The sequence below is a fragment of the Roseisolibacter sp. H3M3-2 genome (genome assembly GCF_029211165.1).
Lineage (GTDB): Bacteria > Gemmatimonadota > Gemmatimonadetes > Gemmatimonadales > Gemmatimonadaceae > Roseisolibacter.
On sequence record NZ_JARGEK010000087.1, the window covers coordinates 1 to 15,118 of the forward strand.

Here is a 15,118-nt window from a genome sequence, read left to right on the forward strand (position 1 = left end):
CGGCGGCGACGGCGGCGCGCAGCGCGGCGGCGGGCGCCGTCGCGCCGGCGAGGGGGCCGGTGAGCGCCGGCTCGGACGCGGGGCCGGCGTCGGTGGCGCGGGCCATCCCGTCGGCGGGGGCCGGGTGCGCCGTGCCGATGTCGGCGAGGAAGCGGTAGGAGCCGTCGGGCTGCCGCCCCCAGATGCTCGAGTAGTGGCCGTGCACCACGCGCCCGCTGCCGTCGCCGGCGTGCGACTCGGAGGGGCCGGTCGAGTAGCCGAGGTCCCCGTCGGCGGAGGTGAAGACCACCTCGGGGCGCCAGAGGAGCTGCCCGGGGCGTGGCGGCGACGCCTCCAGGTCGGCGCGACGGATCAGCCCCGCGCCCTGGACGATCCCGCCCGAGTCGGCGATGAAGGCCAGGAAGGAGGCGCGGATCGCCGCGCCGCCGGCGCGGGCCGCCGACGAGAAGGCGCGCTCGGTGGCGGCGACGCGGGCGGTGGCCTCGGGGCACTCGGCGGCCCGCGCGACCGCGGGGACGACGGTGGGGACCACGCCCGCGGCGGCGCGGGAGGCGGAGAGCACGAGCGCCGCCAGGAGGGCGCGCTCGACGAGGGGCTGGAGGCGGGGAGGCATGGCCCCACGGTGCGCGCGCGGGGCGCGTCCGCCAACGCGGATGGGACGAGCCGGCCCCGCGGCGGGACGGCGGCGGTGGACGGGGGGCGGGCGGACGGCGAGGTTGCACGCTCCCCCCCTCTCTCCCCGCGATCCATGTCGACCACCGTCGCCCCCACCCTCGCCCCGGCGTTCGCCGCGGGGGCGCCCGCCCGGCTGCTCGCGCGGGTGCGCGGCCCGGCGATCGCGGCGGCGGTGTGGCTGTCGCTGGTGCCGCTGTTCGCGCTGCAGCACGCGGTGGCGGTGCACGAGGCGGGGCGGCCGGTGGAGTGGGGGCGCATCTTCGCGGTGACGCTCGACCAGTTCCTGGTGTGCCTGCCGATGCTGCCGCTCCTCGGGCTGCTCGTGCGGCGGGCGCCGCTGCAGGAGGGGCGCGTGGTGCGGAACGGCGCGCTGCTGCTGGCGGGGATCTTCGCGGTGGCGCTGGTGCGCGACTTCGTGGTGGCGCCGGCGGTGCTGCCGGTGTTCGCCGACCGGGCGGCACCGCAGCGGCGGATGGCGAACGTGTTCGCCGACGCGACGGTGTACCTGTGGGTGGTGCTGGCGCTGCACGCGCGGCTCTACTGGCGGCGGCTGCGGGCGCAGGAGGTCGAGGGCGCGCGCCTGGCGCAGCGGCTCGCCGAGACGCAGCTGATGGCGCTGCGCGCGCAGCTGCAGCCGCACTTCCTGTTCAACACGCTCAACGCGATCTCGGCGCTGATCCGCGACGAGCCCGAGGTGGCAGACCGGATGCTGACGCGGCTCGCGGACCTGCTGCGCGCGGTGCTGGAGCCGCCGCCGGGGGACGAGCACGCGCTGTCGGACGAGCTGACGGTGCTGGAGCGCTACCTCGAGATCATGGGGCTGCGCTTCGGCCCGCGGCTGGCGGTGGAGATCTCGGTCGCGCCCGACGTGCGGCACGCGCGGGTGCCGTGGCTGGTGCTGCAGCCGCTGGTGGAGAACGCGCTGGAGCACGGGGCGGGGGCGCGGCGCGGGCCGGTGCGGGTGCGCGTGACGGCGTCGCGCGGCGTCTCGGCGGACGGCGCGGACGCGCTGCTGCTTGCGGTGTGCGACGACGGGCCGGGGCCGCGCGCGAGCCAGCCGGGCCCGCGGCGCGGGACGGGGATCGGGCTGGACAACACGCGGCGGCGGCTGGCGCAGCTGCACGGGGAGCGGGCGTCGCTGGTGCTGGAGGCGCTGCCGGAGGGCGGGGCGTGCGCGCGGCTGACGCTGCCGTGGCGCGAGGTGCCGGCGCGCGCGGCCGTCGCGGCGTGACGTCGTGACGGCGACGACGTATTCGGTCCTGCTGGCGGACGACGAGCCGCTGGCGCGGCGGCGGCTGGCGTCGCTGCTGGCGCGGCATCCCGCGTACTCCGTGATCGCGGAGTGCGAGGACGGGGCGGAGGCGGTGGAGCGGATCGCCGAGCTGCGGCCGGACCTCGCGTTCCTCGACATCCACATGCCGGAGCTGGACGGCGTGGCGGTGGCGGAGGCGCTCGCGGAGGGGGATCCCGCGACCGCGCCGGCGGTGATCTTCGTGACGGCGTACGACGCGCACGCGGTGCGGGCGTTCGACCTCAACGCGGTCGACTACGTGCTCAAGCCGGTGGACGTCGAGCGGTTCGACCGGGCGCTGGCGCGGGCGTCGGCGCGGATCGACGCGCGGCGCGCGGGCGGGGCGCCTGCGCAGGAGCCGGACGCGGCGCTGCGGGCGGTGCTCGCCGAGCTGCGGCCGGCGGCGGCGTATCCGTCGCGGTTCGTCGTGCGCGACGCGAAGGGGCTCTACTTCGTGAAGGCCGACGAGGTCGAGCGGGTGGACGCGGAGGGGAACTACGTCGGGCTGTGGGTGCGGGGGCGGCGGCACCTGCTGCGCGAGACCATGAAGGGGATCGAGGGGAAGCTGGATCCCGCGCGGTTCGTGCGGGTGCACCGGTCCTCCATCGTCAACGTCGACCGGGTGCGGCGGCTGGAGCCGTGGGCGCACGGGGAGTACGTGATCACGATGGAGGACGGGACGAAGATCACGTCGAGCCGGACGCACGGGACGCGGCTGCAGGAGCTGCTGCGGTAGCGGATTAGGTTTGGGCCGACCCGGCGTACGTCGCGCCCGCCCCCGCCGCCCCGCCCGCCCCGATGTCCCCCGCCGCCCTCCTCGCGCTCCCGCTGCAGCTCGCCGCCGTCGCCGCGCCGCCGGTGCACCACGGCCTGCGCGGGCAGCTCGACGTGCGCGCGCCGCGGCTGGAGCGGACGATCGAGGTCGACGGCCGCCTGGACGAGCCGGTGTGGCGCGAGGCGGCGATCCTCACGGGCTTCTCGCTCTACCAGCCGGTGGACGGCCGCCCGGCGCCCGACTCGACCGAGGTGCTCGTCTGGTACTCGGCCGACGCGATGCACTTCGGCGTGCGCGCCTTCGAGCCGCACGGCGCGGTGCGCGCCACGCTGGCCGACCGCGACCGCGTGAGCACCGACGACTACGTCGAGCTGCACCTGGACACCTTCGACGAGCGCCGCCGCGCGCTGGTGTTCATCGTCAACCCGCTGGGCGTGCAGGCCGACGGCACCAAGAGCGAGGGCGGCGGCTTCATCCCCGGCGCCAACGTCGCCCCCGGGCAGAACGACCTCAGCGCCGACTTCCAGTGGCGCTCCAAGGGGCGCGTGACCGACTGGGGCTACGAGGTCGAGCTGCGCATCCCGTTCAGCAGCATCCGCTACGCGCTCGGCTCCCCGCAGCGCTGGGGGCTGCAGGTCGTGCGCCGCGTGCAGCACAGCGGCTACGAGCAGACGTGGACGCCGGCGAAGCGCGGCTCGGCGTCGTTCATCGCGCAGGCGGGGCACCTGGTCGGCCTGTCGGGGATGCGGCACGGGCAGGTGGTCGAGCTCAACCCCGAGCTCACCAACACCACCGCCGGCAGCGCGTCCGCGTCCGACCCCGGCTGGCGCTACGCCAACGACGCCAACCTCGGGGGGAACGTGCGCTGGGGGATGGGGAGCGACTTCGTGCTCAACGGCACGATCCGCCCCGACTTCTCGCAGGTCGAGGCGGACGCGACGCAGATCGCCACCGACCAGCGGTTCGCCCTGTTCTATCCCGAGCGGCGCCCGTTCTTCGTCGAGGGGAGCGACCAGTTCAACGTGCCGAACACGCTCGTCTACACGCGGCGCATCGTGCGGCCCGAGGCGGCGGCCAAGTTCACGGGGAAGATCGGCCGCAACGACGTGGCGCTGCTGAGCGCGGCCGACGACCGCGCGACGACGGCCGACGGCTCGCGCCCCCTCGTCGGCATCGTGCGGCTGCGGCGCGACCTGGGCACGCAGTCCACGGCGGGCGTCCTGTACAGCGGGCGCACGAGCGGCGCGCGCGACAACCACGTCGCCGGCGCCGACGCGCGCCTGGTGTTCGGGGGGCTGTACTACGCGCAGCTGCAGGCCGTGGGCAGCGTGACGTCGCAGGATGGCGTGCGTCGCGTCGCGCCCATGTGGGAGGCGGCCGTCGACCGCACGGGCCGAAACTTCGGCTTCCACTACGCGCTGCTGGGCATCGCGCCCGACTTCCAGACGGACAACGGCTTCGTGCCGCGCACGGGCTTCGTGCAGCCGAGCGTCAACAACCGGTTCACGGCGTTCGGGCGGCCGGGCGGCTTCCTCGAGCGGTACAACGTCTTCCTCCAGACGAGCGCCCTCTGGCGCTACGAGGACTTCTTCGACGGGCGCGGCCGGCTGGAGCACCGCCTGTCGGCCAGCAACCAGCTGACGTTCCGCCGCGGCTGGTCGGCGACGGTGACGCCGGCGCTCGGCAGCTTCGCGTTCGACCCGGCGAACTACGGCGGCCTGTGGCTCGCGGGCGCGGACGGCGCGGCGCCGACGGCGTTCGTGCCCGCGCCGCGCACGGGCACGACGCTCGGGACGTTCGCGATCGCGACGCCGCAGTTCCGCCGGTTCGCGGCGTCGGCGGGCACCACGGTCGGCAACGACGTGGACTTCCTGGAGACGTCGCGCGTGCGACGGCACGACTGGAACGCGTCGCTCGACCTGCGCCCGAGCGAGCGGCTGCGCGTGGGCGCGACCTTCGTCGCCAGCAGCTTCACGCGCCGCCGCGACGGGGCGCGCATCCAGTCGCTGCGCATCCCCCGCGTGCGCGCCGAGTACCAGGTGGCGCGCCCGGTGCTGGTGCGCGTGGTGTCGCAGTACGAGTCCACGCGCCGCGCGCCGCTGCGCGACCCGCGCACGGGCGGGGCGCTGCTGGTCGCCGGCGCGACCCCGGGGAGCTTCGCGCCGTCGCCCGAGCGGCGGGGGAACGCGCTGCGCACCGACTGGCTGTTCGCGTACCGGCCGACGCCGGGGACGGTGGTGTTCGCGGGCTACGGCAACACGCTCACCGAGCCGGGGGCGCTGGCGTTCCAGGACCTGCGGCGCGTGAACGACGCGCTGTTCGTGAAGCTCAGCTACCTCTTCCGCATGCGGTCGGGCGCCTGAGGCGCTCCGGGCCCGTGCCGTGCACTGTCCGGGCACCACGTGACCACCCGCCAGCTCCTGCCACGATGACCATGACGACCCGTGCGCGCGCGCTCGCCGTGCTGACGGTCTGCGCGCTCCTCTCGCCCACCGGGGCCCGGGCGCAGGCGCCGACGCCGCCCGACGCGCTCGGCCGCGCGCTCGCCGGCGGGCTCCCGTGGCAGCCGGTGGGCACGTTCTCGATCCTCGGCTACGACCCCGAGACGGGCGAGGTGGGCGGCGCCGTGCAGTCGCGCGTCTTCTCCGTGGGCAACGGCGTCCTCTGGGCGGAGGCCGACGTCGGCGTCGTGGCCACGCAGGCCATCGTCGACGTCAGCTACGGCCCGCAGGCGCTGGCCCTGCTGCGCGCCGGGCTGGCGCCGCGCGCGGTGGTCGACTCGGTGTGGAAGCGCGACCCCGACCCGCGCCCCGCCGACTGGACGAAGCAGGGGCGCCAGTTCGCGGTGATGGACGCGCGGGGGCGCGTGGCGGCGTACACGGGCCCCAAGGCCTCGACCTGGGCGGGCGACCGGCAGGGCGCCTTCTGCAGCGCGCAGGGGAACATCCTCGCCGGCCCGCAGGTGGTCGACTCGATGGTCGCCGCGTTCGAGCGCACGAAGGGCGAGCACCTGTCGCTCCGCCTCGTCGCGGCGCTCGAGGCCGGACAGCGCGCCGGCGGCGACACGCGCGGGATGCAGTCGGCCGCGCTGGTGATCGTGAAGAAGGGCGGCGGCGTCTGGCTGAACAACGACGTCGTGCTCCGCCTGCAGGTCGACGATGCGCCGGAGCCGATCGCCGAGCTGCGGCGGCTGGTGGACAAGGCGGCGCAGCAGCGCGCGGCGGTGCGCGCGCGGCAGGAGCGCCAGGAGCGGCAGGAGCGCGCCCGACGCGACTCGGCGTCGGCCGCGCCGGCGCGCCGGCCCTGAGCGCGCCGCCGATGCCCACCTTCGGACGTGCGCTGATCGCGCTCCTCTCCGTCCTGCCCAAGCACGCGATGAGCCGCGCGGCGGGCGCGCTCGCCACCCGCCCGGTGCCGCCGCGTTACCGCGAGCGCGTGTACCGCGGCTACAGCCGCGTGTTCGGCGCGAGGCCGGAGGAGGCCGAGCTCCCCCTCGACGCGTACCCGACGCTCAACGCCTTCTTCACGCGCGCGCTGAAGCCCGGGCTGCGCCCCGTGGCGGCGGACGCGATCGTCGCGCCCGCGGACTCGGCGGTCGGCGCGTGGGGGCCGGTCGCGAACGACACGCTGATCCAGGCGAAGGGGAAGGACTACTCCCTGCGCGCGCTGCTCGGCGACGACGCGCTGGCGCACCGCATGAACGGGGGCACGTTCGCCACCTTCTACCTCGCCCCCAAGGACTACCACCGCTTCCACGTGCCGGTGGACGGCGTGATCACCGAGGCCACGTACATCCCGGGCGAGCTGTGGCCGGTGAACACCCACGCCGTGACGCACGTCGCCGACCTGTTCGCCGTGAACGAGCGCATCGTCGTGCGCATCGAGCGCCCGGGCGCGGGGGTGGTGGCCGTGGCGCTCGTCGGCGCGACGATGGTGGGGATGACGCGGCTGGTCTTCGACGACCTGCACACCAACGCCCGGCGGCGGGAGGTGCAGCGCCGCACGTACGATCCCGGGTTCGCGGTGCGTGCGGGCGACCCGCTCGGGCACTTCGAGTTCGGGTCGACGGTGATCGTCGTGTGCTCGCCGGAGAGCGGCGCGCTGGAGCCGCTGGAGGTCGACCAGGTGGTGCGGATGGGGGAGCGTCTCGGGCCGCTGACCCAGGCCGGCGAGGGCGCCGCGGCGCGCGGCTGATGGCGGCTGCGACGAAGGTCGTCGGGGGACACGATGGAGGGCGGGACGAAGGTCACGTCGTCGCGGACGCACGGGGCGCGGCTGCAGGAGCCGTTGCGGTAGCGATACCTGCGAGGTGAGCCGCGGACTGAAAATCCGCGTACAGAGTGCCGACGCGGCCCCAACCCCGAACGCGCGTCCGCCTCTGCGCGCTTGCGAGGTCGGATCTCGCTCCACACATTGCTCGTTGCGCGGCGATTTCCCGACTTGACGGGCCGCGCCCCCGGCGTCGCGCCGGGCCGATCCGTCTAAGTCGCGGCCGGCGGCCCGCGACTTCGTGGGCCGCCGTCCTCGTTCCGGCGCCCGCGAGTTCCGCCGCACCACTGTCGGAGCCTCGACGTAGGATCGTAGCACCTGGCCGCCCCCGTTCCGGCGGCCGGCATGCAGAGGGCGGCGAGAGACCCGGCTCCGCGACCCGCCCGCCAGACCGTCGCCTCCACCAGGGGAGGACCACGGTGGCCCAGCCGGCCGGCGCGCTCCACCGCGCGCCGGAGCCATGCGCGAGGGGAACGGCACCGCCACCGAAAGGACCGCCATGCCCGCACCGCAGCTCACGCCCGCGCTCCCGTCCCCGTCCGCCGAGGTCCGCGCCGAGGCGCTCGCCCGCGCCGAGCGGCTCGCCGCCGGGCTCTTCCCCCACCAGGTCGAGGGCGTCGCCTTCCTCCTCGGCCGGCGCCGCGCGATCCTCGCCGACGACATGGGGCTCGGCAAGACGCGCCAGAGCGTCGTCGCGCTCACCGAGGCCGCGCCGATCGGTCCCTGGCTCGTCGTCTGCCCCGCGTCGGTGAAGCGCAACTGGGCGCGCGAGATCCACGCGGTGCGCCCCGACGACGCCGTGCACGTCGTCGGCCCGGCCGACCCCCCGGAGGTCGGCTACACGGGCTGGGTCGTCGTCAACTACGACCTGCTGCACCGCGTGGACGCGCTGCTCGAGGACCTGCCGTGGACAGGCATGATCTTCGACGAGGCGCACTACCTGAAGAACCACACCTCGCAGCGCTCGAAGCACGCGCGCGAACTCGTCGCCGCCGCGCCCGACGCGGTGCTGTACGCGCTGACGGGAACGCCGCTCACCAACCGCCCACGCGACCTGTTTCCGCTGCTGCAGCTCGTCGGGCACCCGATGGGGCGGAGCTTCCTCCCGTTCGCGAAGCGCTACTGCGCGGCGCACCACAACGGCTTCGGCTGGGTGACCGACGGCGCTTCCAACCTGGAGGAGCTGCGGGTGCAGCTGCACGGCGTGATGCTGCGCCGCACCAAGGAGGAGACGCTCGACCTTCCGCCGAAGCTGCGCGCCTGGGTGCCGGTGGCGGTGCCGGAGGGGACGGGGCGCCGCGAGATGCGGAAGGTCGTCGAGCAGCTACTCGCCGGCGCGATCGAGCGGCGGCAGGGGAAGGGAGGCGGCGGAACGCGCGCCCCGGGGCAGGACCGCGTGCGCCTCCTCGCCGACCTGACGAAGGCGCGCGTCGCGATCGCGAAGGCGAAGGCCGCCACCACCATCGAGTTCGTCGAGGGGGTGCTGGCGCAGGGAGAGAAGGTGCTCGTCTTCGGAAGCTTCGACGAGCCGCTGCAGCGCATCGCCGCCCACTTCGGCGAGCAGGCGGTCGTGCTCACCGGGGCCACGCCCGCGGCGAAGCGGCAGCAGCTGGTCGACCGATTCCAGCAGGACGACGGCGTGCGCGTGTTCGTCGGCAACATCGTCGCTGCCGGCGTCGGGATCACGCTGACGGCGGCGCGGCAGGTCGTGTTCAACGATCTCGACTGGGTCCCCGCGAACCACTGGCAGGCCGAGGACCGCGCGTACCGCATCGGGCAGACCGGGACCGTCAACGTCACGTACCTGGTCGCCGAGCGCACGATCGACGACTTCGTCGCCAGCGTGCTCTCGACCAAGGGCGCGCTCGTCGACGCCGTGGTCGAGGGGCGCGGCGACGTGCCGGCCGACGGCGACCTCCTCGCCCAGCTGGAGGGGATGCTGCGCGCGATCTCGCCGGACATCGCCACGCTCGGCGACGACGTAAGCGGGGAGGATCCCGTCGACCGCCTGCTGCGCGAGGTGGTGGCGTCGGCGCGCACGGAGGAGGCGGGTCGAGGCGCCGAGGGCAAGACGACCGGCGCCCGCCCCTCCGCGGAGGCGGTGCTCGCCCTGGCGCGGGTGCTGAGCGGCCCGGCCACGGAGCGCTACCGGGTGCCGAGCGGCTCGAAGCCGGGCGCGTTCTACGTGCTCGACGTCGACGGCGGGGACGTGTCGTGCACCTGCCGCGGCTTCGAGTACCGCGGCGCGTGCGCGCACGCGCGGGCGCTGAAGCAGGCGCTCGTGTCGGGCGGCGCGCTCCCCGAGGGGTTCACCCCCGTCGTCGACCGTTGACCGGTCAGGCGGGGGCGCCGAGGCCCCGGAGGTGGGCTCGACGCTCCCGCCGCGTCATGAGCGCGGCCATCAGCACCAGCCACGCGAGGTCCACCGTCCCGAAGATCGGGAAGGGGAGATCGATCGGGAGGCGGAGGAAGCCGGCCGCGCCGCTCGCGAGGCACCCCGCGCCGCCGGCGACGCCGAGCCAGCCCGCCCACCGCGGGTAGCGCGCGCTCGCCGCGACGGCCGCGCCGTACAGCACGAACGGCACGCCGAGGAAGACGGCGACCCACGTGTGCAGCAGCCCCGTCTCGGCCCACACGATCGCGTCGGCCGCGCGCTCGATCACGGCGCGCTCCGTCGCCGGCGCCGCGGCCCACGCGTCGGCCACCGCCTTGAAGCCGTAGCCGTCGACCGCGACGCCGACGAGCATGATCGGCACGCCGACCTGCGCCACCGTGCGCCCGGCGCGCGCGAGCGAGGCCGCCGCGCCCTCCGCGAGCGTGTCGGCCAGCGCGACCAGCCCGACCAGCGCCGCGAGGGCGAAGAACATCGTCGGGAAGTGGATCGCCGCCCAGTGCGGCTCGTCGGCGATGAGGCGCAGGAACGCGACGCGGTCGGCCGGCGGGAAGGGGTGGCGGAAGTTGTTGAGGAAGATCCCGAGCGCGCCGACGGCGGCGCACGCGGCGCCGGCGCGCGGGGAGATGGTGGGTCGCATGCGGGTGGCTCGGTCGGCCGGGTGGAGAGTGTCCAACCTGTCGGCGACGCGGCCGGCGTGGTACGGGTAGACCGACCCGGGACCGCGGCCCACATTGGACGCGTGCCCCCCGAGATCATCCGCGTCGTCGCCGCCGTCGTCTCGCGCGGCGACCGCCTGCTCGTCTGCCAGCGCCCGCCGCACAAGCGGCACGGCGGGCTGTGGGAGTTCCCCGGCGGGAAGTGCGAGCCCGGCGAGAGCGACGACGAGGCGGCGGGCCGCGAGCTGCGCGAGGAGCTGGGCGTGGCCGTGACGCACGTGGGCGAGGAGATCGCGAGCTTCCAGGACCCCGACTCGCCGTACCTGATCGCGTTCGTGCCGGTGGCGATCGCGGGGGAGCCGACGTGCCACGAGCACACGGCGCTGCGCTGGGGGACGCCGACCGAGCTCGCCGCGCTGTCGCTCGCGCCGAGCGACCGGCGGTTCGTCGAGACGCTGCTCGCGGGGACGCGCGCCTGAGCGCGTCGCGCGCGTCGTGATGGTGCGGTTACGCAGCGGTGACGGTCGTGACACGTGCGGCCGGTAGGGTTGGCGCGAACCGCTCCTCCCCCCACCCGCACCTGATCCGCGCATGCCGCGCCGCCTGACTCCACTCCTCGCCGCCGCCGTGCTCGCGGCCTGCTCCACCGCCGACACCCCGACCGGCCTCGCACCCGGCGAACGCCCGAGCCTCGCCGCCAACGCGGGCGGCGTCGTCGAGGTGACCACGAACGCCGACGCCGGCCGCGGCTCGCTGCGCGCGGCGGTCGCCGAGGCCAACGCCGACGCGGACGTCCGCACCATCCGCATCCGCAACGGCCTCGCCGCGATCGCCGTCGCCACGCCGATCGTCTACACGGGCACGCAGGCGCTCACCATCGACGGCAACGGCGCCACGCTCACCGGCGCCGCCCTGGTCGCGACCGACCCGACCGAGAACGCCGTCCTCGTCGCCACCGGCGCCGCCGACCTGACCATCCGCCGCCTGACCGTCGCCAACTCCACCGGCAACGGCATCGTCGTCGACGTCACGCGCAACACGCGGGCGCGCACGATCGAGGTGCAGCTCCTCGACGTCACCGTCACCGGCAGCGCCGAGCACGGGGTGATCGTCAACGAGCAGACCGACTTCTTCACCCGCGACCTCGAGTCGAACGTGGAGACCGGCACCCCCGCCGACCTGCGCGTCGTCGTCCGCGACTCGCGCCTCGCCGCCAACGGCTTCTCGGCGCTCGACCGCGACGGGCTGCGCGTGAACGAGGGCGGCCCCGGATCGCTGCACGCCGAGATCGCGCACGCGACGTTCGACGGCAACGGCGCCGACGGCGTCGAGCTGGACGAGCGCGGCGCGGGCGACGCGGTCTACACGGTGCGCCAGACGCGCATCACGAACAACGGCTTCTACGACGTCACGGAGACCGACCTCGACGACGGCATGGACGTCGACGAGCGCGGCGCCGGCGACCACGTGGCCACGCTGATCCAGGTCGTCGCCACGGGCAACGCCGAGGAGGGGATCGACCTGAATGAGAACAACCTCGGCGACCTGCGCGTGGAGCTCCGGCAGGTCACCGCGAGCGGCAGCGGCGAGGAGGGGATCGACCTGGAGGAGGACGACGACTGGGCCGACCGCGCGCTCTACCTCGACCCGGCGTGGGGCGGCTCGCTGTACGTGACGGCCACCGACGTCGTCGCCGACGGCAACGGGGGCGGCGACGCGGGGCTCAAGCTGCGCGAGCGCTTCGACGGCGGCATCCTCACGCGTCTCGTCAACGTCACCTCCCGCGACAACGCGACCGGCGGCATCAGCGTCCGCGAGCAGGAGGCGGGCGCGCTGGTCGCCGAGCTGGTGAACGCCGAGGCGCGCCGCAACCAGGGCGAGGGGATCGAGCTGCGCCAGGACGGCGCCGGCGCGATCGACGCGCGCGTGATCCGCGCCGTGAGCACCGACAACACGGGTGCGGCGCTCCGCCTTCGCGACGCCGGCACCGCGCGCGTGCAGTCGCTGGTCGCCAGCGGCAACGGCTTCGCGACGCCGATCCGGACGACCGGCGTCGTGGTCGAGGAAGTGCCCTGAGCTGAAGAGCAACTGCCAGGAATCGGATCGAACGGATGCGACGGATCCGTTGCATCCGTTCGATCCGATTCCCCCGCCGTTGAGAGGTCCGGCCCTACCGCGGACACGCCATCCGCACCGGCACCCGCACCACGTTCTGCATGGGCCGCAGCGGCAGCGCGTTCATCGCCGCCCACCGCATCGGCCGCGCGCCGGGGCTCGCCGTCGTCACCGCCAGCCGGAACGGCTCCAGCGACGCCTCCGCGCGTACCGCGCGCACGCCGGACGGCAGCCGGTACCACTGCACCGCGTCGGCCGCGAGCGCCTCGTCGGGGAGCAGCGCCGTCCCCGCGCTCGTCACGATGCTCACCCACGCGCGCTCGCGCAGCGCGTTGTGCACCTCGGCCACCTGCACCGCCGGGTCGCACGGCGCCGCCGAGTCGCGCGCGGCCGCCAGCGCCACCGCCGCCGCCCCCGGCGACGCGTCGCGCACGGCGGGGCCGATCGGGACGGGGCGCGCGCACGCGCCGAGGAGGATCGCGAACAGGAGACGGCGCCGCATGGACACCTCCGTGCGTCGGACGCTGCGGGCTGCGGACTGCGGATGCCCCACTATGGGGAACGAACCCGCAGCCCGCAGCCCGCCGCGCTTTCCGGAGTTGTCAGGGCTTCAACAGGAGGTACGGGTTCACCGGCGTCCCGCTCCCCCACCACCGCGCCGGGTCCGCGCTCCGCGCCACCGCGAAGTGCAGGTGCGGCGCGTCCGCCGAGGCGTTCCCCGTGCTCCCGACGTAGCCGATCACCTGCCCCTGCCGCACCGCCTGCCCCTCGGCGATCCCGGGCTCGTACCGGTCGAGGTGCCCGTACAGCAGCACGTACCGGTTGCTCGCGTCGGCCTGGTACACCGTCAGCCCGCCGGCCTCGCTGTCGAACAGCTTCACGACGCGCCCGTCCGTCGCCGCGACCACCGGCGTGCCGCGCGGGGCGAGGATGTCGAGCGCCTCGTGCCGCCGCGAGCCGCCGCCGCGCGCCTGGTCGAAGTCGTCGCGCAGCGCCGTCGCCGCCACGCCGCGCACCGGGACGGCCAGCTTCCCGCGCAGCGCCGCCACGTCCGCCGGGCCCGCGGCCGGCGGCGCGCCGCGCGCGGCCGTCGCGCCGGGCTCCACGCCGAGCCCCGAGAGCGAGTCGAGCGGCGTCTTCTTGGGCGTCGCCCCCGCGGCCGAGTCGCCCGGGGTGAGCGGCGCGCCGGCCACCGGCGGCAGCCCGATGCTGTCCATCGGCACCTCGACCGGCGTCGGGACGGGGATCGCGGGCGCGGCCACGGCGCCGGGCTGGACCACCTCGCCCGTCGCCATCGCGACCTGCTGCGGGGCGCCGCCGGCGCGCCGCTCCACCGAGATCCACCCCGATCGCACCCCGAGCGCCCCGATCCCCGCCGCCACCACGACCAGGACGAGGACGGTCCCGAGGAGCCCGGTCAGGACGCGGCCGGGGCGGCGGGCGGAGCGGCGGCGGTAGCGGTGGGTGCGCATGGCGGTGGCGGCCGGGGTCTCTGGCGGCGGGGAACGCCGCGCCCGTCGGAAAAGCACCCGCCGTGCCGGGACGCGCCGCGAGGCGGCCTAGACCGGCTCCAGCACCGACGCGTCGTCGTGGCGCGGGTCGTTCACCCGCGTCGAGATCCGCCACCCGCGCATCTCGGCCGCCGGGTAGGGCCCCAGCAGCGCCGCAGCGGCGGCCGGCGGCGTCGCCCGGTCGAGCCACGCGTCGAACGCCGCCGGCGGGACGATGACCGGCATCCGGTCGTGCACCGTCGCCAGGAGCGCGTTGGGCGCGGTGGTGAGGACGGCGAACGTCACCACCGGCGGCGCCTCCGGCGCGTCGGGGTCGCGCGACGCGTCCCACACCCCGCCGAACGCGAACGGCGCGTCGTCCCCGCGCGCGAACGCCCACGGCAACCGGCCGCGCCGCGTGCGCCGCGCGCCCCCCGTCGGGTCGTCGCCGTCCGCCACGTCCTGCCACTCGTAGAAGACGTCGGCCGGGACCAGGCACCGCCGCCCGCGTGCCCACGCGTCGCGCGTCGCCGGCGAGCCGGCCACCGACTCCGAGCGCGCGTTCACCAGCCGCTCGCTCCGCCCCGGCCGGCGCGCCGCGAGCCCCCACCGCGCGAGGTCGAGCCGCCGCCGCACCACGCCGTCGCGCCGGTGCGCGAGCGCCACCAGCACGTCGGTCCCCGGCGCGACGTTGAAGCGCGGCGCGATCGTCGGCGGCACCGACGCGCCCACCTCCTCCACCGCCAGCGCGTCGAGCAGCCCGCGCTCGGCGAGCAGCTCCGGCCGGATGAGGCCGAACCGGCCGCACATGCGCGCGGCCCCTCAGGCGGGGGTGGGGACCGCGTCGTCGACGACGGCGCGCGCCCCGAGCGCCGCGTCCACGCGCGCGCCGAGCTGCCGCGCCGCCTCGAGGTCGCGCGTCAGCTGGTCCGCCGAGCCGCGCCCCGCGTGCAGCCGCAGCAGGTCGAGCCGCACCGCCTCGATCGCCGCCAGCGCCGCCTGCAGCCGCCCCTCGGCGGCCGGCTCGCCGCCGAGCGCGCGCAGCCGCTCGGCGGCGTCCTGCAGCCGCGGCACCAGGCGCGGCACCTCGGCGGACCGCGCCCGCTCGGGCGCGCGGCGGGGGAGCTGTTCGACGCGCCGCCGGCAGCCCGAGCGCCGCCGCGCGGAAGGTCGCGCGCCCCACGCCGCCGGCGAGCATCCGCTCCCACGCCTCGCGTCCCGGGACCACGCTGCACCAGAGCGCGCGCACGGTGAGCGTCGGCGCCACGATCGACGTCGCGATCCCGGCGAGCCCGAGGAGGAGCGGCGCGTCGGCCTGCGTGAGCGCGACGCCGAGCCCCGTCGCCAGCGCGCCGCCCGACACGACGGCCATGCGCCGCGCGCCGCTCATCGGCGTCGCGGGGGGCGCGTCCGCGTCCTCGGCCAAGTCGGAGGCCAAGCGGTCTTAGGAAG

14 protein-coding genes and 1 pseudogene are annotated in these 15,118 nt (G+C 76.0%); 9 read left to right on the top strand and 6 right to left on the bottom strand.

The genetic code is table 11. The annotated features are described in order from the left end of the window. Nucleotides 1–613 (bottom strand): annotated as a pseudogene (locus tag PYV61_RS09550) (hypothetical protein); the annotation flags it as partial. Between the two features lie 135 nt (nucleotides 614–748). Between PYV61_RS09550 and PYV61_RS09555 the strand changes: the two are divergent. The 6 genes from PYV61_RS09555 (at nucleotide 749) to PYV61_RS09580 (ending at nucleotide 9,342) form a co-directional block, all read left to right on the top strand. Continuing rightward, on the top strand, nucleotides 749–1,906 hold the full coding sequence (locus PYV61_RS09555) for a histidine kinase (protein WP_275830756.1): 1,158 nt from the start codon (nucleotides 749–751) through the stop codon (nucleotides 1,904–1,906). A 4-nt stretch (nucleotides 1,907–1,910) separates the two neighbouring features. Next, nucleotides 1,911–2,702, top strand: coding sequence for a LytTR family DNA-binding domain-containing protein (locus PYV61_RS09560; RefSeq protein WP_275830758.1), 792 nt, complete (start codon nucleotides 1,911–1,913; stop codon nucleotides 2,700–2,702). 62 nt (nucleotides 2,703–2,764) lie between these two features. Beyond that, nucleotides 2,765–5,104, top strand: coding sequence for a DUF5916 domain-containing protein (locus tag PYV61_RS09565; protein WP_275830760.1), 2,340 nt, complete (start codon nucleotides 2,765–2,767; stop codon nucleotides 5,102–5,104). Between the two features lie 65 nt (nucleotides 5,105–5,169). Then, a complete protein-coding gene (locus PYV61_RS09570) occupies nucleotides 5,170–6,048 on the top strand; it encodes a DUF1028 domain-containing protein (RefSeq protein WP_275830762.1) in 879 nt (292 codons plus the stop codon). Between the two features lie 11 nt (nucleotides 6,049–6,059). Then, entirely contained in the window at nucleotides 6,060–6,935 is an 876-nt protein-coding gene (gene asd, locus PYV61_RS09575) for an archaetidylserine decarboxylase (RefSeq protein WP_275830765.1), read from the top strand. Nucleotides 6,936–7,509: 574 nt separating this feature from the next. Continuing rightward, the gene (locus tag PYV61_RS09580) at nucleotides 7,510–9,342 is read left to right on the top strand and encodes an SNF2-related protein (RefSeq protein ID WP_275830767.1); all 1,833 of its coding nucleotides are present in this window, start codon (nucleotides 7,510–7,512) and stop codon (nucleotides 9,340–9,342) included. Nucleotides 9,343–9,346: 4 nt separating this feature from the next. Here PYV61_RS09580 and PYV61_RS09585 read toward each other — a convergent pair whose 3' ends face one another. Continuing rightward, complete coding sequence (locus PYV61_RS09585) at nucleotides 9,347–10,042, bottom strand: hypothetical protein (protein ID WP_275830769.1); 696 nt, start codon at nucleotides 10,040–10,042, stop codon at nucleotides 9,347–9,349. Nucleotides 10,043–10,144: 102 nt separating this feature from the next. On the opposite strand from PYV61_RS09585, the gene PYV61_RS09590 reads away from it, so the two are divergent. Next, entirely contained in the window at nucleotides 10,145–10,540 is a 396-nt protein-coding gene (locus tag PYV61_RS09590) for an NUDIX domain-containing protein (RefSeq protein WP_275830771.1), read from the top strand. A gap of 112 nt (nucleotides 10,541–10,652) precedes the next feature. Further along, on the top strand, nucleotides 10,653–12,137 hold the full coding sequence (locus PYV61_RS09595) for a hypothetical protein (RefSeq protein ID WP_275830773.1): 1,485 nt from the start codon (nucleotides 10,653–10,655) through the stop codon (nucleotides 12,135–12,137). Nucleotides 12,138–12,231: 94 nt separating this feature from the next. Here the strand turns inward: PYV61_RS09595 and PYV61_RS09600 are convergent, their stop codons facing one another. The 4 genes from PYV61_RS09600 to PYV61_RS09615 form a co-directional block, all read right to left on the bottom strand. Further along, entirely contained in the window at nucleotides 12,232–12,678 is a 447-nt protein-coding gene (locus PYV61_RS09600) for a hypothetical protein (RefSeq protein ID WP_275830775.1), read from the bottom strand. A gap of 100 nt (nucleotides 12,679–12,778) precedes the next feature. Beyond that, nucleotides 12,779–13,648, bottom strand: coding sequence for a M23 family metallopeptidase (locus PYV61_RS09605; protein WP_275830777.1), 870 nt, complete (start codon nucleotides 13,646–13,648; stop codon nucleotides 12,779–12,781). An 87-nt stretch (nucleotides 13,649–13,735) separates the two neighbouring features. Then, nucleotides 13,736–14,476 (bottom strand): SOS response-associated peptidase, encoded by a 741-nt coding sequence (locus PYV61_RS09610; protein WP_275830779.1) that lies wholly within the window; start codon nucleotides 14,474–14,476, stop codon nucleotides 13,736–13,738. Nucleotides 14,477–14,488: 12 nt separating this feature from the next. Then, nucleotides 14,489–14,740, bottom strand: a complete 252-nt coding sequence (locus tag PYV61_RS09615) for a hypothetical protein (protein WP_275830781.1) — start codon at nucleotides 14,738–14,740, stop codon at nucleotides 14,489–14,491. Between the two features lie 176 nt (nucleotides 14,741–14,916). Here PYV61_RS09615 and PYV61_RS09620 point away from each other — a divergent pair, with 176 nt between their 5' ends. Next, on the top strand, nucleotides 14,917–15,114 hold the full coding sequence (locus PYV61_RS09620) for a hypothetical protein (RefSeq protein ID WP_275830783.1): 198 nt from the start codon (nucleotides 14,917–14,919) through the stop codon (nucleotides 15,112–15,114). Nucleotides 15,115–15,118 lie beyond the last annotated feature (4 nt).

Bases quoted from the DNA above. Each gene is read 5' to 3' on its own strand.
- PYV61_RS09605 (WP_275830777.1), bottom strand. From the start codon at position 13,648: ATGCGCACCCACCGCTACCGCCGCCGCTCCGCCCGCCGCCCCGGCCGC.
- PYV61_RS09600 (WP_275830775.1), bottom strand. From the start codon at position 12,678: ATGCGGCGCCGTCTCCTGTTCGCGATCCTCCTCGGCGCGTGCGCGCGC.
- PYV61_RS09580 (WP_275830767.1), top strand. From the start codon at position 7,510: ATGCCCGCACCGCAGCTCACGCCCGCGCTCCCGTCCCCGTCCGCCGAG.
- PYV61_RS09595 (WP_275830773.1), top strand. From the start codon at position 10,653: ATGCCGCGCCGCCTGACTCCACTCCTCGCCGCCGCCGTGCTCGCGGCC.
- PYV61_RS09610 (WP_275830779.1), bottom strand. From the start codon at position 14,476: ATGTGCGGCCGGTTCGGCCTCATCCGGCCGGAGCTGCTCGCCGAGCGC.
- PYV61_RS09570 (WP_275830762.1), top strand. From the start codon at position 5,170: ATGACCATGACGACCCGTGCGCGCGCGCTCGCCGTGCTGACGGTCTGC.
- asd (WP_275830765.1), top strand. From the start codon at position 6,060: ATGCCCACCTTCGGACGTGCGCTGATCGCGCTCCTCTCCGTCCTGCCC.
- PYV61_RS09565 (WP_275830760.1), top strand. From the start codon at position 2,765: ATGTCCCCCGCCGCCCTCCTCGCGCTCCCGCTGCAGCTCGCCGCCGTC.
- PYV61_RS09555 (WP_275830756.1), top strand. From the start codon at position 749: ATGTCGACCACCGTCGCCCCCACCCTCGCCCCGGCGTTCGCCGCGGGG.
- PYV61_RS09585 (WP_275830769.1), bottom strand. From the start codon at position 10,042: ATGCGACCCACCATCTCCCCGCGCGCCGGCGCCGCGTGCGCCGCCGTC.